The sequence below is a fragment of the Nesterenkonia cremea genome, from assembly GCF_014642675.1.
GTDB classification, from domain to species: Bacteria; Actinomycetota; Actinomycetes; order Actinomycetales; family Micrococcaceae; genus Nesterenkonia; species Nesterenkonia cremea.
The window spans coordinates 346276-368560 of sequence record NZ_BMIS01000001.1 but is presented as its reverse complement, the minus strand read 5'-3'; the positions used below and the strand labels follow the sequence as shown (position 1 = coordinate 368560).

The window sequence follows — 22285 nt, the reverse complement described above, 5'->3', positions numbered from 1 at the left end:
AATGCCAGTATATGGCCAACCCTTTCTTGGAGAGCAGCTTCCCGATGGAGACACCGCGGATCGAAGTGACTCCCGCTCAGCGCAGCATCTGGTATGCCCAGCAAGTGGACCCGGAGAATGCCACCTACCAGATCAGCCAATATCTCGAACTGGACGGCCCAGTCGATCCCCGAGCCCTAAGCCTCGCCTGGACGAAGACAGTCCGGGACATCGACTCGCTGTCCATGCGCTTCCATGAGGACGCAGAGGGTCCTTACGCAACGATGCATCGACCCGACCCGTCAGCTGAACTGCTGACCGTGGTGAACCTCTCCGGCATCACCGACCGAGAGGCTGCCCGTACCCAGGCTCGGGAACACATCGATCGGGAGATGACACAGGCACGCGCGCTCGACTCGGCAGACCTCTGCGCCGCGGTGCTCTTTCAGCTTCCTGCGGGTGAGAACTGGTTGTTCCAGCGTGTGCACCACATCATGCTGGATGGATACTCAGCCGTGATCACGCTGAACTACTTAGCTCGTGTCTACTCTGCTCTCACCGCGCGGATCCCCCAGGGGCTGGTGCGCGGGCCCGTCGCGAAGCTGCTCGCCACCCTCGCCGCGCGGCGAGACTCTCCGTTCCCGAGCCATCAGGATCTGATCGAGGACCTCCACTCCTACGCCGCCTCGGAACAGCACACCGCGGATGAGGCGTTCTGGAAGGAACAGGTACAGCGCGAATCATCGGTGGAGGGACTCGAGGGCACCCCCCGCGGACCTGCCCGGGAGGTCGTCCGCGTCAGCCTGCCTCTGGACCCCGAGCAGTCGAAGCTGCTGCGCGGACTCGGTCGGGACGTGCCCAAGACCCTGGTCGGCATCATTGGGGTCTACCTCGCCAGGATCACTGGCCAAGACCAGGTGTCTGTGGGCCTTCCGGTGACAGCCCGGCGCGGCAAGGTGGCGAAGTCGACGCCGTCGATGCTCTCCAACATCCTGCCGCTGCACGTGAGCATCACCCCTGACGCCAGCCTCACCGACGTCATCGGCCGCGCCGGCGACACTGTGCGTGACGCAGTGCGCCACCAACGCTTCCGGGTGGAGACCCTCCCGGGCGCGTCCGGCATGGCCGGACCCTCGGTGAACCTGCTGCCGGTGGTCGCGGACCTCACGTTCGGCAGTACCACAGGGAAGGTGCACATCCTCTCCACCGGACCGGTCCATGACCTCTCCTTCGTGATCTCAGGCGTCGACAGCCAGGCGGCCACCCCCACCCTCCAGCTGGAGGGTGACGCCGCACTGCACTCCGATCAGACGCTGCGCGAACACGGCCAGCGGCTTCGAACCCTGATCACATCGGCGCTGACCACAGAGCCGGACACAGCCGTGGGACAGCTTCCGCTCACCGCTGCGACGGAGACCGCCGCCCTGCTGGACCATGGTCAGGGGCCAGACCGTTCGATCACTGCGGAGACCGCGTTGCAGGCCTTCACTGCCGCCAGGGCGGCACACCCCGAGGCGCGTGCAGTGGTCGCCGAGGACGGCGTGCTCAGTTTCCAGCAGCTCGAGGCGGACTCCACACGGCTGGCCCACCACCTGCGCCATCGCGGCGTCGGCCCGGGAGCACTGGTGGCCGTCCGGATCGAACGAAGCGTCAACCTACCGCTGCTGGTGCTGGCGGTGCTGAAGTCCGGCGGCGCCTACGTCCCGCTGGACCCCGAATACCCGATCGACCGGGTCCAAGGGATGATCGAGGACTCCGCCCCTGCACTGCTGCTCACCAGCCGCGCGCAGGCAGAGTCGGACCGGGCGGCCGGCGCCGACTGGGAACTTTCCACCATGGCGGTGGATGCTGACACCGAACAGGCCTGGCGCCGGGCGACCGATGACCCCAGCACGCTTCCGCTGGTCTCCCAGCATGACCTCGCCTATGTGGTGTTCACCTCGGGCAGCACCGGCCGCCCCAAGGGAGTAGGAGTCGAGCGGCTCGCGCTGCGGAACCTCTTCCAGGAGCACCGGGACGAGCTCTTCGACCCGACCCAGGCGCGCCTCGGTCGGCGGGCCAGGGTGGCCCATACCGCGGGGCTCTCCTTCGACGCCGCCTGGGACCCGCTGCTGTGGCTCTTCGCCGGTCACGAGCTGCACCTGATCAGCGACGAGGACCGACGCGACCCGCAGCGCCTGGCGCAGCTGCTCAGCGAGCGCCAGATCGACTCCATCGAAACCACCCCCTCCTTCGCCGAAGCGCTGCTGTCCACCGGACTCTTCGACGCCGACGCCGCCTCTGCCGGGAGGCATCATCCCAGTGTGATCGCCGTCGGCGGCGAAGAGGTCGGACCTGACCTGTGGAACCACCTCGCCGCCCTGGACGAGGTGCACGCCGTGAATCTCTACGGCCCCACCGAGACCACCGTGGACAGCCTGGTGGCGCCGATCACCTCAGACACCGAGCCGCACATCGGCGGGTCCGTGCGCAACAGCCGACACTACATCCTGGACAGTGCGCTGCAGCCGGTCCCGCATCGCGCCGTCGGAGAGCTCTACCTGGCCGGGACCAACGTGGCCCGCGGTTACGTGGGACAGCCGGGAATGAGCTCCGCGCGCTTCGTGGCGGACCCCTTCGCCGCCGACGGCTCCAGAATGTACCGCACAGGCGACGTCGTCCGGCGTCGCAGCGACGGTTCGCTGCGCTTCATGGGCCGCATGGACGACCAGGTCAAGATCCGCGGCTACCGGGTCGAGCTCAGTGAGATCGAGGCCGCGCTGCGGACTCAGCCAGGAGTCGGCCAGGCCGCCGCCCTGGTCCACGGCGACGGATCGGCCGCCCGGCTGACCGGATACGTCGCCCCCGCCGCCAACGCGGGGAACCTCTCCGTCCTGGATGGTCATGCGATGCGGGACCAGCTCCGTGCCACGCTGCCGGACTATATGGTGCCCAGCGTCATCATGGTCCTGGACGGCTTCCCGCTCACCCCGAACGGCAAGCTCGACCGCAAGGCGCTCCCGAGCCCCCAGGCCACCCCCGCGGCGAGCTCACAGCGCCCCCGCACCGCGATGCAGCGGCGCGTGGCCGAGGCCTTCGCCGAGGTGCTGAACCTCGACGTCGAGGGCGTCGGGATCGACGAGGACTTCTTCGCCGCGGGCGGACACTCCCTGCTGGCCACCCAGCTGGCCTCGATCCTCTCCTCCCCCGCCGAGTCTCATCTCAACGTCCGGGACGTGTTCGAGCGCCCCACCGTCGCGGGCCTGGCGGAACGCCTGCAGCAGGGCGAGTCCGCGGGCGGTTCGGCGCGCCTGCAACGGATGGCTCACCCCGAGACGCTGCCGGTCTCGCTGACCCAGCGCCGACTCTGGTTCCTGAACCGCCTGGAGCCTGAATCTGCGGCCTACAACATCCCCGTGGTGCTCAAGCTGCGCGGCGTGATCGACACCGCCGCGCTGCGGGAGGCCTTCGCCGACGTCGCCGCCCGGCACGAGCCGCTGCGCACCGTCTTCCCCCTGCATGAGGGAGAACCCATCCAGGAGGTGCGTGAAGGAGCGGCAGCGCGCCCACGCTTCCTCGCCGTCTCGGTCCCGGCGGAACGGGTTGACCACGTGGTGGCACAGGAAGCCGAACGACCCTTCGACATCACCGTGGAGACCCCGCTGCGAGGCCTGCTGCTGAGCTCCTCGGCCACCGATCACACGCTGGTCGCGGTGATGCACCACATCGCCTCCGACGGCTGGTCGCTGCGACCCTTCGCCACCGATCTCTCCCGCGCCTACGCCGCCCGCGCCGCCGGTCAGCACCCTGAGCTGGGCGAACTCACCCTGGAGTACAGCGATTTCAGCCTCTGGCAGCGCGAGCACCTGGGGGACCCCTCCGACGCCGGGAGTGAGGCGCACGCCCAGGCCGAGTTCTGGCGCCGCGAGCTCGACGGCGCGCCCGCCGAGATCGCATTGCCACGGAACCGCGCGCGCGGCGTCGCACCTCAGGACGGGCCCCGGAACCCCACCGACCCGGAGACAGGCCGGAGCCTGCAGCAGGACCCGGCGGTCGGCGTCGGGCAGCTCGACGCCGAGATCAGCCCCGACCTGCATGCGCAGCTGCGGAGCCTGGCCGCGGGTCACAGCGCCAGTCTGTTCATGGTGCTGCAGTCGGCGCTGGCCGTGACGCTGAAGCAGCATGGCGCCGGAGAGGACATCGTGATGGGCACCCCGGTGGCCGGACGCAGCGACCCGCAGCTCGATGAGCTGGTCGGGTTCTTCGTCAACACTCTGGTGCTGCGCACACGCCTGCACCAGGATCCCGCGCTGGCCGAAGTGCTCGAGCGGGTGCGCGAGGCGAACACCCACGCCTACGCACACCAGGAGCTTCCCTTCGACGCGGTGGTCGACGCCATGAACCCGCCGCGCACCGCGCAGATGCACCCGATCTTCCAGGTGATGCTGACCCTGCAGAACACCGAACCGGCCCGGGTCGAGCTGGACGGGGTGGAGATCACCGTGCCCGCCCAGATGACCAGCGCCGGGGTCAAGACGGACCTGATGCTCGATGTCAGCGCCCCCGCGGGCGACGACGGCGGACTGCACCTCGCCCTGGCCTACGACGCCGCGCTGTTCTCCCCCGAGAGCACCCAGCGCATCCTGGACACGCTGCTGCGCGGGCTGCACGCCATGGCGCAGGAACCCGAGACGCGCCTGTCCGGGCTGAGCGCGGTGGATGAGGAGACCCGCAGCTGGCTCGAGGAGCACGGCACCGCCCCAGCGCTGGCCACCTCCGGAACGATCCTGGACGCCCTGGGGCACACCGCCGCCCAGCACCCGGAGTCCCCGGCTCTGCAGGATGCAGATCATCAGCTGCGCTTCGCAGAGCTGATGGATCAGGTGGAGACCATCGCAGCGAACCTGCGCCAGGCAGGGGTCCGCCGCGGCGCGCCGGTGCTGCTGGCTCTGCCGCGCAGCGTCGACGCCCTGAGCGCTCTGCTGGGAATCCTCCGCGCCGGCGCCATCGCGGTCCCGGTGGACCTGAGCTACCCGGTGGGCAGGATCGGCCAGATCGCCACAAGCGCCGCGCCGCGGGCCGCCATCCTGCCCGAGGCTGCAGACTTCCAGGATCTGGAGGAGGAGCTGCTACGGCAGCGCCCCGAGCTGCTGCGACTCCACGCTGAGGACCTCAAGCGGCCCACCAGTGCCGCCACGCCGCCGTGTCCGCAGCCTGCGGACGCGGCGTACCTGGTCCACACCTCTGGGACCACGGGCACGCCGAAGGGCGTGCAGGTGCCGCACAGCGCATTGCGCAACGTGTTGGACCACCATCAGCACCAGCTGATCGGCCCGGCCCAGGAGCGCAGCGCGCCGGCGCTGCCGAGGATGCTGCACCTGAGCGGGTTGGGCTTCGACGCCGCCTGGGACCCGATCCTCTGGCTGGTCTCCGGCACCACGGTGTCGATCCCCCAGGAGGAACAGCGCGTCGACGCCGAAGCCGTCCTCGAACTGCTCACCGGAACCGACGAGCCCGCCCCGAGCACCCGCAGCACCGACCGCACCCCCGCGACCGGGATAGACGTGGTGGAGACCACCCCGTCCTACGCCCAGCAGCTCCTCAGCCTGGGCTTGCCGGAGGCCCTCGAGGCCCAGGATCGAGATCTCACGCTGGCCCTGGGAGGCGAGGCCATCTCGGGCGCGCTCTGGCGCGCCGTCGCAGACTCGCCGCGACTCCAGGGCTGGAATCTCTATGGCCCCAGCGAGTTCACCGTGGACTCCGTGCTGGCCCCGATCACGGGGGACGAACCGCATATCGGTCGACCGATCAACAACCTCACGGCGCGAGTGCTGGACTCCTCGATGGCGCTGGTGCCCCCGGGGGTGGAGGGAGACCTCTACCTCTCCGGGATCTCGGAGGCACACGGCTACCGTGGACGCCCCGCGGAGACCGCGTCGGCGTTCGTCGCCGACCCCTGGAGCACCGGCGGACGGATGTACCGGACCGGGGACGTGGTCCGCCGCAGGCCGGACGGCACCTTGGAGTTCCTGCGCCGCGACGATGACCAGGTCAAGATCCGCGGGCACCGAATCGAGGTAGCAGAGGTGGAATCCGTGCTCAGCGCGCTCGAAGGCGTGGAGTCCGCCGTCGTTCGGGTGATCACCCCCGGCGGCGCGGACACCGCGCAGCTGGCCGCCTGGGTGGTCGGTTCACCCAGCCCGGAGGACCTCAGGTCCGCCGCGTCCCGGCTGCTGCCGGAGTACATGATCCCCACCAGGATCCTCGAGATCGAGGAGATCCCGTTGACCTCCCACGGCAAGGTCGACGTCACAGCCCTGCCGGAGCCTCAGGTCTCTGCAGGTGCGCGGCAGCCCGAGACCAAGCGGGAGCGGGCCGTCTGCGATGTGATGAGCGAGGTGCTCGGAATGCCGAGCGTGGGGCCCCACGACGACTTCTTCGCGCTCGGTGGACACTCGCTGCTCGCCGTCTCCCTGATAGGACGACTGGAGCAGCAGCTGGGACTCTCGATCCCGCTGCGCGCAGTCTTTGAGGCCGGAACTCCGGCGCAGCTGCTGCGCATGGGGACGGGTACAGCCGCCGCTGATGCGGGGACGGAGGCCGAGCACACGTCCTCGACACCTGCCGAGCCGATGGACGGCTCGTTGCAGACCTGGGTCCAGGAACACCCTCGCCCCGACAGCCTGGAGCTGCCGTTGACTGCGGGGCAGTCCCGGCTCTGGTTCCTGAACCACCTGGACCCCTCATCGGCTGACTACAACGTGGTCCTCCACGTGGAGCTGCAGGGGGCGCTGGACACCGCCGCAATGGGCGAAGCGATCGATGACCTGGTGGCCCGCCACGAGGTGCTGCGCACCACCTTCCCCGCCCAGAGACCCGCCGAACCGTCCGCCTCGGACACACCGTCTGGGTCAGGCACGGCGAGCACCGTCGAGGCGCGGCCGGTGCAGCTCGTGCATGAACCCCGATCCGGGACCCTCGGTGATGAGCCGCTGGACATCTCCGCCGGGTTCGACCTGAGCAAGGAGAAGCCGCTGCGCGCCGCGCTGGTCGCCCTCGAAGACCAGACCAGTGCAGACGGTGGAACAGAAGAGGCAGAGCAGACCTGGCGTCTGGAGCTTGTGCTGCACCATATCGCCACCGACGGCGCCTCGCTGGCGCCGCTGGTGCGCGACCTCGCCGCCTCCTACACCGCCCGGGTGTGCGGGGGCACTGCCCTGCGCCGACCGCTGAGCGTGCAGTTCGGTGATGTGGCGCGCCGCGAGGCTCACCTGCGGGAGTGGATGCAGGCACGCGGCGAGGAGGACCCGGCCCTGCTTCGCTGGGTGGACCGGCTCGATGCAGCGCCCACCGAACTGGTGCTGCCGAAGGACGGGCAGCGGGCGCACAGCGCGAGCCAGCCGGCCGGGCAGCTGCGATTCAGCATCCCGGCCGAGCTCGCCGGAAAGGTCACCGCCGCTGCCACCGCGCAGTCCGCCAGCAGCTTCCACGGCTGGCTCGCCGGGCTGGCCGGGTACCTGCGCCGCATCGGCGCCGGGGAGGACGTGGTCATCGGTTCCCCCTCGGCGGGTCGCACCGACCCGGATGTCGAGGAGCTGATCGGGTTCTTCGTGAACACCCTGCCGCTGCGTCTGGACCTCTCCGAGGAGTCGCTGAGCTTCGCCGACGCGGTGTCACTGGCCCGCCAGCAGACCCTCGCCGCGCTGGAGGACGAACACGTCCCCTTCGAGCAGATCGTGGAACGGGTGCGCCCGGAGCGCCGACTCGGCCGCCACCCGCTTTTCCAGACCATGCTCTCGGTGGAGCAGCCCACAGAACTCAGTCTGGACCTTCCCAATGTCACGGCCACCCCACTGGACCCCGGGACCACCGGCAGCGCCAAGGTGGACCTCTCCTTCACGCTGCGTCCCCGGGCTGGCCAAGATGCTGATGTGGACGGGGTGCTGGAGTTCAATGCGGCGCTCTTCTCCGAACGTACCGCCCAAGCCCTCATCCAGAACTGGATGCAGTTCCTGGAGGATGTCGGGCAGGCCCCGGACCGGCCGCTGCTGGACGCAGAGCTGGCCGGAACCGCGTCTGATCTGACGCCCTGGCCGGCCGCCTCGCAGCCAGAAGACCGTCCAGCCACAGTGCTGCAGTCCCTCGCGGAGAGCGTGCGCCGAGCGCCGGATGCCACCGCGCTGGTCGCCGCCGGGGCCAGCCTGAGCTTCCGCGAGCTCGAGACTCGCACCCGGACGATCGCTGCAGGACTCGCGGCGCACGGGGTCCAGCCAGGAGACGTGGTGGCGCTGTGCCTGCCACGCTCCCTTGACACTGTGGCAGCCCTGCTCGGCAGCTGGCGGGCCGGCGCGGTCGCGATGCCGGTCGACACCACCCTGCCGGAGTCCAGGGTCGCGGCGATGCTCACCGCGGCAGCACCTCGGCTGGTGCTGCACGGGGAGGAGGCCGCGGCCACCGGGCCGCTGAAGAGCTCATCCGAACTGGCGCGCGATGCCGCAGACCAGGCCGACCTCAACGGCGCAGAGCTGCTCGGGGTGGCCTCCCTGTTCAGCCCGGACGCCCCAGTCGGGGACCCGGCCCCCGGCCAGGATCCGCGCCCTGACCCGGCGCGCCCCGAGGACGCGGCATATCTGGTCTTCACCTCGGGCACCACCGGGACGCCGAAGGGCGTCCAGGTGCCGCACCGGGCACTGGACCACCTGCTGGCGTCGCACCGGGCAACGTTGATGCCCGCAGCGCAGGAACAGCCCAAGCGTCTGGCCCACACCACGGGGGTGGGCTTCGACGCCGCCATGGACCCGATCCTCTGGCTGGCCGCCGGACACCAGGTACACCTGATCGAGGACACCACCCGCCGGGACCCGCAGGCTCTGGTCGGCTACTTCCAAGAGCACCGGATCACCGCCTGGGAGACCACGCCGAGCTATGTCAGCGCCCTGACAGCGCACGCCGGACTGGGAGACCGCCTCGACGCGAGCAGCCCGGAGGACCCCTTCGTGCTGCTGCTGGGTGGCGAGCCGGTGGATCCTGACCTCTGGGGATGGTTGCGAGAGCGCAGCACCACCACCTCCTGGAACCTCTATGGGCCCACCGAGGTGGGGGTGGATTCCCTGATCGCCCAAGTCTCAGACGACGTGCGGCCTGATCTGGGCTTCCCCACCACTGCCACGGCGGCCTACGTGCTCGATGAGCGGCTGCGTCCGGTCCCGGATGGGTCGGTGGGCGAGCTCTGGCTCGCCGGGGCTCAGTTGGCCGACGGCTACCGCGGCAGGTCCGCCGAGACTGCCAGCCGCTTCGTCGCGGATCCGTTCTCCGCCGTGGGCGGGCGGATGTACCGGACCGGGGACCTCGTCGTCGTCGAATCCGGCCCGGAGGAACAGCGGCCTCGTGTGCGGTCCCTGGGGCGTGCCGATACTCAGGTGAAGATCCGCGGCTATCGCGTGGAACCTGCTGAGGTGGAGTCTGTGCTGCGTGGCATGTCTGAGATCTCGCAGGCCGTGGTACGTCCGCGCGCCCTGGAGCGCGGGACCGAGCTGCTGGCCTGGGTGACCCTGGACGCCGTGGGAACACTGGACGCCTCGCCGACGTCGGCGCCCCAGCCGGAGCAGTCGGAGCTGCCGTCTGCGTTGATGCCTCGGCTGCGCTCTGTGCTTCCGGGATACATGGTCCCGGCGGCGGTCAGCCTCCTGGGTGAGATCCCGCTGACTCCCAACGGCAAGGTCGACGACCGTGCCCTGCCGACACCTGAGTCCTCGACGGCCGGTCTCGAGGGCCGCGCCCCTAGGACCCCTGCCGAGCAGGCCGTGGCGGACGCGTTCTCGGAGGTGCTGGGCGCAGCAGAGGTCACCGCGGAAGACTCCTTCTTCGATCTCGGCGGCCATTCGTTCCTGGCCCAGCCGGTCATCTCGGCGATCAACACCGCCCTGAGCGCGGACCTGCCGGTGCAGGCGATCTTCCAGGCACCCACGGTGCAGGGACTCGCCGCTCTGGTGGAGTCCGGCGCAGCCGACGTCGCCGAGAGCCTGCGAGCAGTGCTTCCGCTGCGCCGGGAGGGGACTGGCAACCCGCTCTTCGCCGTGCACCCTGGCAGCGGCTTGAGCTGGTCCTTCTCCTCGCTGGTGACCCACCTGGACACTGCGCGACCGATCCTCGGCCTGCAGATGCCAGGCATAGCCCCCGATGAACCCGTGCCCACGGAGCCTGCCACGATGCAGGAGCTGATCGTGCAATACGTGGATGTGATCCTCAGCGAGCAGCCGGAGGGCCCCTTCCACCTGGTGGGTTGGTCCTTCGGAGGTCGGCTGGCTCACGCCATCGCGGCCGCGCTGCAGGAGCGAGGTCACGAGGTGGGCACCCTCGCGGTGCTCGATGCTTACCCGGTGGAGGAGTCGATGGCCGGGATCACCGATGAGCAGAGCCTCTGGCGCGCGTTCCTCGGTGCCCAGGGTGTCCCCGCTCCGGCGCAGGGTCGACTCTCGGCCGGCCGCGCCCGCTCTCTCCTGCGCGAGGCCGGAAGTCCGCTGGCCTCGGTGCCGGAGGAGACCATGCGGCGCAGCGCCACACGTTTCCGCACCATCGGGACGCTCTTCGATCGCAGCCCGATCCCGGTCTACCGCGGCGATCTCCACCTGGTGCAGGCCACCACGGATGTGCCGGCGGACCGTCCGGGGCCCAGCGCCTGGACCCCGCATGTCACCGGGGAGATCATCGTGGAACAGGCCGAGCTGCCTCACGAGCGGATTGTGGAACCCGCTGGGGTCCACGCCCTTGCAGCAGTGCTGCCCGAGAGGTGATCCGCGACGGGACTCCGTGGCCTGTCCGGGGCAGGTCCTCAAAAATTGCAGAAGGCGACCATCTGATCACGGACAGGTTACGAACTACTCACGACGCCGCGAGAACCAGTGCGGCCAGTAGAGAGAAGCCGACTCAGGAGTACACCGATGACCAACCCTTTTGACCGAGATGATGTGCAGTTCCGGGTAGTCATCAATGAACTTGGTCAGCATTCGCTCTGGCCAGAGTTCGCCGATGTCCCCAGCGGGTGGGTGGCCGTCTTCGGCGCGGCCGCACGGCAGGACTGCCTCGACTACGTCGAGCAGCACTGGCAGGACATCACCCCGGTATTCGAACGCGACCTGGCAGTGTCTTGATCTCCCTCCAGTCGATCACCAAGAGCTTCGGCACCTTCCAGGCGCTGGACGGCGTGAACCTCGAGGTCCCGGCCGGCACCGTTCAGGGATTGCTGGGCCCCAACGGGGCAGGTAAGACAACGACGGTGCGCGTGCTGACCACGCTGCTGGAGCCCGACGGCGGTGACGCGTCCATCGCTGGACACAGCGTGCGCACGCAGGGTGACGCAGCCCGGCGCAGCCTCGGAGTCTCCGGGCAGTATGCGGCTGTGGATGACAAGCTCACCGGACTCGAAAACCTCACGCTGGTGGGTCAGCTCTACGGGATGCGGCGCCGAGCCGCGAAGGCCCGTGCGCAGGAGCTGCTGGAGCACTTCCGGCTCGACGGCGTGCCCATGGGACAGCGGGCCGGCTCCTACTCGGGTGGAATGCGCCGCCGATTGGATCTGGCGGGGGCTTTGGTAGCCCGCCCACCGGTGGTGATCCTCGACGAGCCGACCACTGGGCTTGACCCCCGTGGCCGACGCGACACCTGGGATGCCATCTCTGCCCTCGCCGAGGACGGCACCGCCGTACTGCTGACCACTCAGTACCTCGAGGAAGCGGATGAGCTCGCCGACTCGATCGCGGTGATCGACGGTGGGCGAATCGTGGCCGAGGGCACCCCGGCGGCGCTGAAGGCCCAGGCTGGTGGTTCCCACATCGACCTGGCCTTCGAGCTCAGCGACGCAGTCCCCGCGGCGCGCGCCGCACTGAGTCGCATCGGCCTGGAGGTGACTGCGGATGATCTGTCACTGCGCCTCAGCGCAACCGCGCCGCGTCGCCAGGAGAGCCTGCAGGCGGCGCTCAACGCGCTGGCCGAGGCACAGATCGAGGTCGTGGAAGCCTCCCTGCGCCAGCCCACCCTGGACGACGTCTTCCTGAAGATCACCCAGCGTCCGGCCGGGGTACGTGCCGTCGAGGGCTCAGCGACCGGCCCCTCCACCCAGCACTTCGATGCACCGGCCCGAGAGGAGGCCCGCCCATGAGTGTGCTCACCGCAGTACGGGATGGCGGCATCATCGCGCAGAGGAACTTCACGAACGTCCGCCGGACCCCCGGGGCCCTGGTCACCGGGGTGGCCCAGCCGATCATCTTCGTGCTGATCATGGCTTTCGTCTTCGGAGGCGCCCTGGGCGGCGCGGAGTACCGGGAGTTCCTCATCGGAGGGCTGCTCGCGCAGACTTTGACCTTCAACTCCTCCTTCACCGCGGTCTACCTGGCCAAGGACCTGCACCATGGGATCGTGGACCGGTTCCGGGTGCTGCCGATGTCACGAGTGGGAGTGGTGCTGGGCCGTACCTGGTCTGACCTGATCACCAGCGTGATCTCTACGGTGGTGCTGGTGCTCTGTGGACTGGCGATCGGGTGGCGGGCCACCACGGATCCGCTCACTGTCACCCTCACCTTCCTGCTGTTGCTGCTCTACGCCTTTGCCATCGCCTGGGTGGGTGCTGTCGTCGCGCTGACCGCGCGCAGCGTGGAGGTGGCTCAGAGCCTGGGGCTGCTCTGGTTGTTCCCAGTCTGTTTCATCTCCGGAGCCTTCGTCTCAGCAGACTCGCTGCCCGGTCCGTTGCAGGGGATCGCGGCATGGAACCCGGTCACCGCCATCGCCACCGCCTCCCGGCAGGGCTTCGGCAACAGCGCCCCAGCGCAGTTCCAAGAGGCCGGGGGCTGGCCTGCGGAGAACGCGATGCTCTACGCCATACTGTGCTGTCTGGCGATCATCGCCGCCTTCGCGCCGATCGCGGTGAGCCAGTATCGGCGCATCAGCAAGCGATGATCTCGGCCCTGCTGACCTCCAGTTCTGAACTGGAGTCGCGGCTTCCTCAGCTGACCGGCGGCGCGCTCCGTCATATCGAAGACGCCGTCGCGCGAGAGGATCACGAGAATTCTCTGCGTAAGCGAAACCCCGCAGATCGGTTGCGCGCGCTCAGCGCGCGCGCAGCGCTGCGACTGATCGCGACCCATCGAACCGGCAGGAACTTGAAAGATGCGGCGCAGCTGGATATCCAACACAGTTGTCGACAGTGCGGGGGCCCTCACGGGCGCCCTGAACTGGACGGCGTGAGTCTGAGCAGTTCGAGTTCAGCTCGACACGTGCTTGCTGCTGCTGCAGAACACCGGCATCACGTAGGAGTCGACCTAGAGGCCATCCCTGAACAGGTTTGCGCAGGCTTCGATGAGTATGCGCTGCATCCCACCGAACGGCGAATTTTCAGTCCTACGCACGGTGAACAGGCCGACCAGAAGAAAATCGAGTATTGGGTGCTCAAGGAGGCAGTTCTGAAGGCTGCAGGAGTAGGCCTTACCCTGCCTCCAGCGCAGCTCCTGCTGGGAGGCACTGAAGCCACCACGCTTTGGCACAGCGCCAACAGCTCCACGACCCTTCGCTGGCGACCTGTGAAGGAAACACCGGACTCCGATGTTCACGGTCTCTGGTGCTGCCTGATTCCGTCCCCTCCCGGTTACGCCGCTGCGATGGCGGCGCGCGTCCTTGGAGACATCGTGGATGTCAGAGCTGCGTGGGGACTTCCTGCGCGTTAGAAGCGCAGGGGTGCTCTTTCGCGATTCCTGGGGTGGGCCAGGGGGTGATCTGTACTGGGCTCAGTTCCGAGGTTCTGTCGCAAGAGATGGGACGGATTCCAGGAGTCGCTGCACCAGCAGGTGATGAGTCGGCGAGGACGAGGTCGGGGCTGATGCAGGATCACTCGGCCCCCAAGGCTTGGGAGACCTCGGAGGCGGCGGCCACCAGCGCTGCACCGCACACCTGTCGCCGACGCTCGTCCAGACGGTAGCTCGGCACCAGGGTGCTCATGGCGGCAGGCACCTCGCCGCCGACGCAGACCGGGGCACAGATGGCGGTGACATCCTCCTCGACCGTGTTCTCAAGCACCACATAACCGGCTTCCGGGATGCCGCCGCGCAGCACCTCACCAGCCGCGGACCCTTTCAACGGGATGGTCCGCCCCACCCAGTTGGTGTGGCGGACCGAGTAGGTGCCTTCGACGATCGCGACATACATCGCAGTGTCTCCGACGCCGGGCACCGAGAGACACACGGACTCTCCGGTCGCCTCCACCACGGATTCCATCGGCCCCCGGCTGAGAGGCACCAACATGTCCTGGCTGAACGCCTGAGCTCCCAGCCGGATGAGCCAGGGGCCGGGCCGGAAGGTATGGTCGGAGGACCGCGCCAGAAACCCCGAGGACTCAAGGGTCCGCATCAGCCGGAATGCCGTGCTGGAGGAGAGGTCGCAGTCGCGGGATGCCTCCGCCAAGCTGGCATCTCCTCTCTCGCACACGGCAGCCAGAAGGGCCAGCGCCCGCTGGACTGTGCGCGTGGAGTTCTCCGGCATATGATCCCTCTCCTCAGGTGTGAATGTCATACATTGTACGAACCGCCTCATCGATGATCCGGGCGCCGGTTCTCGCTGTCCGCAGATCGGCATCCAACGCGGGGTTCAGCTCCACCACATCCATGAGCCGCAGCTTCCCGCTGGAGGCGGCGGCTCTCACGGCGGCCAGCACCGACGCAGGGTCCACACCGAGCGCTGCCGGGGCAGAGACCCCCGGTGCGACCGCAGCCGGCAGCACATCAAGATCCACTGTCAGGTAGAGGACATCCAGTCCGGCGGAGAACTCCTCCACGAAACGGCGCACCCCCGCGGGCCCGGCCTCCGCGCACTCCACATCTGTCATCCACCGCACCCCGAGATCTCGGGCCCTGGCGAACAGGGCGGAGGTGTTCGAAGGTTCGGCTATGCCCAGCACCGCATAGTTCAGCGGACCTCGGAGGTCGTCCCGCTCAGCCTCCGCCATCTGGAGGAACGGGGTTCCAGAAGTGGCACGGTCTTCACTGCGCAGATCGAAGTGCGCATCCAGATTCAGCACCCCCCAACGGACGGGCTCAGAGGGGTCGCTCAGCAGGTGCGAGGCACGCAGCCCCAAGTAAGAGGACCAGGCCACCTCATGACCCCCACCGAGGACGATGGCCAGTCCTCCGGCAGCTGCGTCGAGCGCAGCGGCGACGGCGCATCCGGCGGCTTCCTGCGCGGGCTCGAGAGCACCGGCCTCGACCAACACATCACCGTGATCGATGACCTCATGCGCACCCGATCCCAGAACGCCATGAACTGCACCGTTCGCCATGACCCGCCGCAGCGCCGCGGGACCCTGAGCCGCTCCAGTCCGCCCGCCGTTGCGGCGCACCCCCTCGTCAGTGCCGAACCCCAGCAGGTGGACACCTCCACCCCCACCCTCAGAGTTCTGGGGCGACCCTGAGCCCAACGACCCAGAATCCACGGCCCGGGGGCGGACCACCGAGTGCCAGCGTGCGTGCTCTGCCCCGGGACCATCATCTCTGCCTGACCAGCAGACGGCGGAAGCATGAGCCATCGTGTTCCTCCCTTTCAACGGCGGCAGGCCACCGCTTCTATCGCACAGCGCTTGCATGTGTGACAGATCATAGTTCTAATAAGTGAAAGCGTCATCCCAAAGAGTGAAATGCAGTCGCTTCATGATCGATCATCGAAAGGCGCCCCCATGACCACAGGCTTCACCCAGCACGACCCGTCCCGGAGCATCCGCGCCGACCGGGGCGCTGAGATCAGTGCCAAGTCCTGGCAGACCGAAGCCCCGCTGCGCATGCTGATGAACAACCTGGACCCCGAGGTCGCCGAACGGCCAGAGGATCTGGTGGTCTACGGCGGAACCGGCCGGGCGGCCCGCAGCTGGGAGGCCTATGACGCCATCGTGGGCACCCTCAGGGACCTGGAGGAGGACGAGACCCTCCTGGTCCAGTCCGGTAAGCCCGTCGGCGTCGTGCGGACCAACAAGTGGGCACCGCGCGTGCTGATCGCCAACTCCAACCTGGTGGGCGACTGGGCCAGCTGGCCCGAGTTCCGCAGGCTGGAGGACGAGGGGCTGATGATGTATGGGCAGATGACTGCCGGCTCGTGGATCTACATCGCCACCCAGGGGATCCTGCAGGGGACCTTCGAGACCTTCGCCGCAATCGGTCGCAAGCGCTGCGGCGGCACGGGTTCCCCACAGCCGTTGGCCGGCACGCTGACCCTGACCGGAGGCTGCGGGGGAATGGGCGGCGCCCAGCCGCTGGCGGTCACCCTGAACGGCGGTGCGGTGCTGATCGTGGACGTCTCTGAGGAGCGGCTGAATCGCCGCCGGTCCAAACGGTATCTGGACGAGGTGGAGACCGACCTCGACGCCGCACTGGCGAAGGTCACCACCGCCAAGCAGGAGAAGCGGGCCCTCTCGGTGGGCTGCGTGGGCAATGCCGCTGAGGTGTTTCCCGAGCTGCTGCGCCGTCAGCAGGCCGGTGAGGTGGACATCGACATCGTCACCGACCAGACCTCTGCCCACGACCCGCTCTCCTACCTGCCCACCGAGCACACGGTGCAGGAATGGCAGGCCGCGGCAGAGCAGGACCCGGAGGGCTTCACCAAGAAGGCCCAGGAATCCATGGCCCGCCACGTGGAAGCCATGGTCGGCTTCCAGGACAGCGGGAGCGAAGTCTTCGACTACGGCAACTCCATCCGCGATGAGGCCCGTGCCGCCGGCTACGATCGCGCCTTCGACTTCCCCGGCTTCGTGCCGGCCTACATCCGCCCGCTGTTCTGCGAGGGCCTCGGCCCGTTCCGCTGGGTGGCACTCTCCGGCGATCCGGAGGACATCCGCGTCACCGATGAGGCCATCAAAGAGCTCTTCCCAGACGATGAGCACCTGCACACCTGGATCGACGCCGCGGGAGAATACGTCGAGTACGAGGGCCTGCCCGCCCGCATCTGCTGGCTGGGCTATGGCGAGCGCCACAAGGCCGGCCTTCTGTTCAACCGGCTGGTCGCCGAGGGCAAGGTCAAGGCTCCGATCGTCATCGGCCGCGATCACCTCGATTCCGGTTCGGTGGCATCTCCATACCGGGAGACCGAAGCCATGCTGGACGGCTCCGACGCCATCGCCGACTGGCCGCTGCTCAACGCACTGACCGCCACCAGCTCAGGGGCGACCTGGGTGTCCATCCACCACGGCGGCGGCGTCGGCATCGGTCGCTCCATCCACGCAGGGCAGGTCGGAGTGGCCGACGGCACCGAACTGGCCGCCGCCAAGCTGGAGGCGCTGCTGACCAATGACCCAGCCATGGGAGTGCTGCGCCACGTGGATGCCGGCTATGAGAAGGCACAGGAGATCGCCGTCGATCGCGGCATCCGGGTCCCCATGAGCTCAAAGGAGACTCAGGGCTGAAGGCCCGGGCCTCCCTTGCGGAGCGGCGTACAGAAGAGCACCGGGCGAAGACGACTACCAGGAGGCCTCAATCACCATGACGTCCACCCTCATCACGAACGTCTCCGAGCTCACCACCCAGGATGCCGACCGGCGGGTCCACCATGATGCCGCCATCGTCATGCAGGAAGGGCGCATCGCCTGGGTCGGATCCGCCCGTGATGTGCCTGCCACGGATGAGAAGATCGATGCCGGCGGCCGGGCTCTCCTGCCGGGCTGGGTGGACTCACACACCCACCTGGTCTTCGCCGGAGACCGCAGCGAAGAGTTCGAAGCGCGGATGGCAGGGGCCGCCTATGCCGCCGGAGGCATCAGCACCACCATGGAGGCCACCCGGAGCGCCTCCGACTCCACGCTGAAGGCCCTCATGCGCCAGCGCGTCGCCGAGGCCGTCGCCGGCGGGACGACCTACCTGGAGACCAAGACCGGCTACGGGCTCAGCCTGGAGGAAGAGACCCGGCATGCACGCTTGTTGGACGATCTGAGGCGGACCGGTGACATCGATGCCATCACGTACCTGGGTGCCCATCTGATCCCACCGGGAGAGAGCGCTGAGACCTACACGGCCTTGGCAGCCGGACCGATGTTGGAGGCGGCTCGGCCCCACGTGCAGTGGGCTGACGTCTTCTGTGAGACCGGCGCCTTCGACGAGGACCAGGCCCGCCAGGTGCTCACCGAAGCCAAGCGGGCTGGGCTCGGGCTGCGGGTGCACGGCAATCAGCTCGGCGTAGGTTCGGGCGTGCAGCTGGCCACAGAACTCAGCGCAGCCAGCGTGGACCACGTGAACCACCTCACCGAAGCCGACATCGAGGCTTTGGCGCAGACCTGGACCAACTGGGACTCCCACCGTGCTGAAGGGGTGCCGGGCACCACCGCCACCTGCCTTCCGGCCTGCGACCTGTCCACCCGACAGCCTCTCGCCCCCGCCCGAAGGCTGCTCGAGGCAGGTGTTCCTGTAGCACTGGCATCCAACTGCAACCCCGGAACGAGCTACACCACCTCGATGAACTTCAACGTCGCCACAGCGGTGCTGCAGATGCGCCTCAGCCTGGCCGAGGCCATCCGCGCAGCCACCTTCGACGCCGCAGTCTCCCTGCGTGCCCACCACCAGGTGGGCTCCATCGAAGTCGGCAAATATGCCGACCTGCACATGCTGGATGCACCCAGCGCCATCCACCTCGCCTATCGCCCAGGAATGCCCCTGACCTACGCCGTCTGGCGCAAGGGTCAGCGGGTGCACTGAGTCAAGCTCCCGATCCGCGAACCCCACGCCTGAGAGGAAACCTGTGAACCCTGTCGTCCTGAACCCAGAGACTTTGAGCCCAGAGGATGTCGTCGCTGTTGCCCGGCATCACGCCCGAGTCGAGCTCGACGCAGAGACGCTGGGACGCGTCGCCGAATCCCGGCGCGCCGTCGAATCCCTCGCCGGAAGGGAGCGCCCGGTCTACGGAGTCTCCACCGGTTTCGGGGCCTTGGCCCAGCGCCATATCCCGCATTCCCTCCGTGCTCAGCTCCAGAAGTCCCTCGTACGCTCCCACGCAGCAGGAATCGGGGAGCCCGTAGAACCGGAGGTGGTGCGTGCGCTGATGCTGCTGCGCGCCAGGACCCTCGCGACCGGCCGGACCGGGGTGAGACCTGAAGTGCTGAGCACCTACGTCGACATCCTCAACGCAGGAATCACCCCGCTGGTGCCGGAATACGGCTCTCTGGGCTGCTCCGGGGACCTTGCCCCCTTGGCCGCCTGCGCTCTGGTGGCCATGGGAGAAGGAGAGGTGCTCGACTCCGAAGGGAACCCCGCTCCTGCCGCCGAGGCTCTCACCGAAGCCGGCATCGCTCCGGTCGAACTGGCCGAGAAGGAGGGGCTGGCGCTCATCAACGGCACTGACGGCATGCTGGGGATGCTCGTCCTTGCGCTGCACGACTTGGAGAACCTGCTGACCACCGCAGACATCTCCGCGGCGATGAGCGTCGAGGCGCTTCATGGTACGGACCGAGTCTTCCTGCCTGAGCTGTTCGAACCCCTTCGACCCCACCCAGGACAGACCCTGAGTGCCGCCAACACGCTGTCAGCCCTGGAGGACTCTGCGATCGTCGCCTCCCACCGCGACTCCACCCACCTCGTGCAGGACGCCTATTCGCTGCGGTGCGCACCGCAGGTCACAGGCGCTGCCCGGGATGCTGCGGAGCATGCCTACCGGGTGGCTTCGCGGGAACTGCGCGCAGCTGTCGACAACCCCGTGGTGTTGGACTCCGGAGAGGTCTCCTCCAACGGCAACTTCCACGGCGCTCCCCTGGCCCACACCTTGGACTTCCTGGCCATCGTGGCGGCTGATGTGGCCTCCATCGCTGAACGCCGTACGGACCGGCTGATGGACACCAGCCGCAACCAGGGGCTGCCGCCCTTCCTCGCCGATGACCCTGGAGTGGATTCGGGACTGATGATCGCCCATTACACTCAGGCCGCCCTCGTCTCGGAAGCCAAGCGACTGGCAGCGCCGGCCAGCGTCGATTCGATTCCCAGCTCTGCCATGCAGGAGGACCACGTCTCCATGGGATGGTCAGCCGCGCGGAAGCTCCGACGGTCCCTGGACAACCTGGCTGCAGTCCTGGGCGTGGAGGTCTCTGCAGCGGCTCGCGGCATCGACCTGCGCTCCCTGGCTCCGGCCCCCGCCGCCCAGGCGGTCCTGGACCTCATCCGAAAACAGATCCCGGGCCCCGGGCCAGACCGCTTCCTGGCCCCCGAACTGGCCGATGCCAAATCCCTGATCGCCTCCGGTGATCTCGTCCGGGCCGTCGAGAACGCCGTGGAACTCGGTCATACGATCCCGCGGCGGCTCTGAAGAGATGGATCGCCATATCTGAACGCCGACGGCCGACACCACCACATCTGGGGCACCGGCACCCAGACTCCCGAGACTGTCGGCTCTGGGAAGAATCGACTGCACCCCCAAACATTACATACGTAATGTTTTCCTGTTAGGATGGATACATCCGGTGCCGCCGATGGCGGACCGGAAGGACGGATCGTTGCCGATCTGCCCCAGGCAACAGGAATTCGTGTATGACCGCCACGCCTCACCGTCCGGCGTGATGCGGCACGAAAGTCGATGAAAATGCCACACACCTCTGTTGCTGTCCTCGGCTCAGGCTTCAGCGGCCTGGCCGCGGCTCTCCGACTCCGTGATCACGGGATCGATGCCGTCGTCGTCGAAGCCCGCGATCGCGTGGCCGGTCGGACCCACACCAAGCACATCGAACCAACCCTTCAGATCGACCTGGGCGGCCAATGGTTCGGCCCGACCCAGGACCGCATGTACGAATTGGTCGACCAGTACGGCCTCGAACTCTTCCCACTCCAAGAGCAGGGTGAAGCCGTCTACCATGTCTCAGACCAGCGGAACTCCGCTCTGCCCGAGTCTGTCGAAGCGCTCTATGCCGACGTCGACACCTGGGCCCAGGACGTGGACCTCACTGCGGTGGAGAACACCCCTGGCGCCGCGGAGCTGGATCGCATGACGTTCCACACCTGGCTGCACCAGCACGCGGACCGAGACGCTGCCGAGTTCGTCGGGCGCACCCTCGCCGGAGGCCTGCTGGGCAAGGACGCCGGCGATATCTCTGTGCTGCAGATGCTCTTCTACATCCGCAGCGGCGGAGGGGTCGAGTCATTGACCTCCACTCGGGGCGGCGCCCAGCAGGACCGAGTGATCGGCGGCCCACCGGCACTGGCAAGGCGCATGGCCGAGGATCTCGGAGCCGAGCGCATCCTCTTCGAGTTCTGCACGGTGGGCCTTCAGCGCGAAGGGGACACCTGGCGAATCCACAGCGCAGACGGCCGGGAGCTCATCGCCGATCAGGTGATCTCCACCCTGCCTCCGACGGCTCTGGCGGCAGTCGACATCAGCCCAGCACTGCCTTCGCCCAAGCGGCGGGCCCTCCGGAGCCTGATGCCAGGACACTCCTTGAAGTTCCATGCCGTCTACCCCGCACCACTGTGGCACGACCAGGGTCTCTCCGGCGTGTTCAACAGTCAGGACGGCTGGATCACCGAGGCAGTCGACAACTCCGTTCCCGGCGATGCCCGAGGCGTGCTGACCTTCTTCGTCTACGGTGAGCAGGCGGCGCAGCTCACCCAGCTGCCGGCGCAGGACCGTCCCGGGATCCTGCTGGAGGAGGTGGCCGAGCGGCTCAATGACCAGCGGCTGCATGGGCCCACAGAGTTCATCGAGTTCTCGTGGGAGGACGAACCGTTCACCGGTGGCTGCTTCTCGAGCAGCTTCGCTGTGGGGAACATGCACCGCTATGGCTCCATCCTCAAGCAGCCGTGGGACGGCCTGCATTTCGCCGGGACCGAGACCTCGGAGATCTGGAACGGCTACATCGAAGGTGCCGTGCGAGCCGGTGAGCGTGAAGCCGACCGCATTGCCGCCGGCTGATGACGCTTTGAACCTGCCGGCTCCGGTCGGCGGCCCCGGAGACAGAGTCCCGCGCGAGGCCGTCGCCCTTCCTTCGCCGGCGGCCGTGAAGGGTGGGCGACGGCCTCCCCGCAATGCTGTTCCCGCTGGAGCGGTGACCTGACCCAGAAGAGTCCGCGCGGACTGCCCTCGGCGTCGATGTCGATGTTCTCAGCTCGCTGCCCATCGAGAATGAGCACGGCGTGACCCCGGCGGCCCAGGCGCGGGGGAGTCAGTCAGCAGCCGACCTCTCCCTGCATGCACCTTCTGCGGCTGCCTGCCCTGGCTTGTCGATGCATCCCCTGAACCCCCTATTTTGAGCCCCCATAGAACTTTTCCGCGAGTCTCTCTATCAGGCGCCCTTAGTCAGGAGTATCATGTGAGGCACATCACGTCGTATGAGATT

11 protein-coding genes are annotated in these 22285 nt (G+C 68.0%); 9 read left to right on the top strand and 2 right to left on the bottom strand.

What is annotated here, in order from left to right; genetic code table 11:
- Positions 1 to 11: 11 nt before the first annotated feature.
- The 5 genes from IEW85_RS01645 to IEW85_RS01625 all read left to right on the top strand — a co-directional run bounded on the left by IEW85_RS01645 (position 12) and on the right by IEW85_RS01625 (position 13673).
- Positions 12 to 10751: a non-ribosomal peptide synthetase gene (locus IEW85_RS01645; RefSeq protein WP_188682245.1), complete on the top strand. Its 10740-nt coding sequence runs from the start codon at positions 12 to 14 to the stop codon at positions 10749 to 10751.
- A gap of 147 nt (positions 10752 to 10898) precedes the next feature.
- Positions 10899 to 11108, top strand: coding sequence for an MbtH family protein (locus IEW85_RS01640; RefSeq protein ID WP_188682244.1), 210 nt, complete (start codon positions 10899 to 10901; stop codon positions 11106 to 11108).
- The gene (locus IEW85_RS01635) at positions 11105 to 12115 is read left to right on the top strand and encodes an ATP-binding cassette domain-containing protein (RefSeq protein WP_188682241.1); all 1011 of its coding nucleotides are present in this window, start codon (positions 11105 to 11107) and stop codon (positions 12113 to 12115) included. Before IEW85_RS01640 ends, IEW85_RS01635 begins: the two co-directional genes overlap by 4 nt.
- Positions 12112 to 12909 (top strand): ABC transporter permease, encoded by a 798-nt coding sequence (locus IEW85_RS01630; RefSeq protein ID WP_188682240.1) that lies wholly within the window; start codon positions 12112 to 12114, stop codon positions 12907 to 12909. Before IEW85_RS01635 ends, IEW85_RS01630 begins: the two co-directional genes overlap by 4 nt.
- A complete protein-coding gene (locus IEW85_RS01625; RefSeq protein ID WP_188682238.1) occupies positions 12906 to 13673 on the top strand; it encodes a 4'-phosphopantetheinyl transferase family protein in 768 nt (255 codons plus the stop codon). The genes IEW85_RS01630 and IEW85_RS01625 overlap by 4 nt, the downstream gene beginning before the upstream one ends.
- A gap of 160 nt (positions 13674 to 13833) precedes the next feature.
- On the opposite strand, the gene IEW85_RS01620 is transcribed toward IEW85_RS01625, so the two are convergent.
- Both IEW85_RS01620 and hutG read right to left on the bottom strand, forming a co-directional pair.
- Positions 13834 to 14406, bottom strand: coding sequence for an IclR family transcriptional regulator (locus IEW85_RS01620; protein ID WP_229658699.1), 573 nt, complete (start codon positions 14404 to 14406; stop codon positions 13834 to 13836).
- A gap of 91 nt (positions 14407 to 14497) precedes the next feature.
- Positions 14498 to 15523: a formimidoylglutamase gene (gene hutG, locus IEW85_RS01615; RefSeq protein ID WP_188682234.1), complete on the bottom strand. Its 1026-nt coding sequence runs from the start codon at positions 15521 to 15523 to the stop codon at positions 14498 to 14500.
- Positions 15524 to 15670: 147 nt separating this feature from the next.
- Here hutG and hutU point away from each other — a divergent pair, with 147 nt between their 5' ends.
- From hutU to IEW85_RS01595, 4 genes are all read left to right on the top strand, one after another.
- Positions 15671 to 17386 (top strand): urocanate hydratase, encoded by a 1716-nt coding sequence (gene hutU / locus IEW85_RS01610; RefSeq protein WP_188682232.1) that lies wholly within the window; start codon positions 15671 to 15673, stop codon positions 17384 to 17386.
- 76 nt (positions 17387 to 17462) lie between these two features.
- Positions 17463 to 18668: an imidazolonepropionase gene (gene hutI, locus IEW85_RS01605; RefSeq protein ID WP_188682229.1), complete on the top strand. Its 1206-nt coding sequence runs from the start codon at positions 17463 to 17465 to the stop codon at positions 18666 to 18668.
- Positions 18669 to 18711: 43 nt separating this feature from the next.
- Positions 18712 to 20265, top strand: coding sequence for a histidine ammonia-lyase (gene hutH / locus IEW85_RS01600; protein WP_188682227.1), 1554 nt, complete (start codon positions 18712 to 18714; stop codon positions 20263 to 20265).
- A gap of 273 nt (positions 20266 to 20538) precedes the next feature.
- Positions 20539 to 21861: a flavin monoamine oxidase family protein gene (locus IEW85_RS01595; protein WP_188682225.1), complete on the top strand. Its 1323-nt coding sequence runs from the start codon at positions 20539 to 20541 to the stop codon at positions 21859 to 21861.
- Positions 21862 to 22285 lie beyond the last annotated feature (424 nt).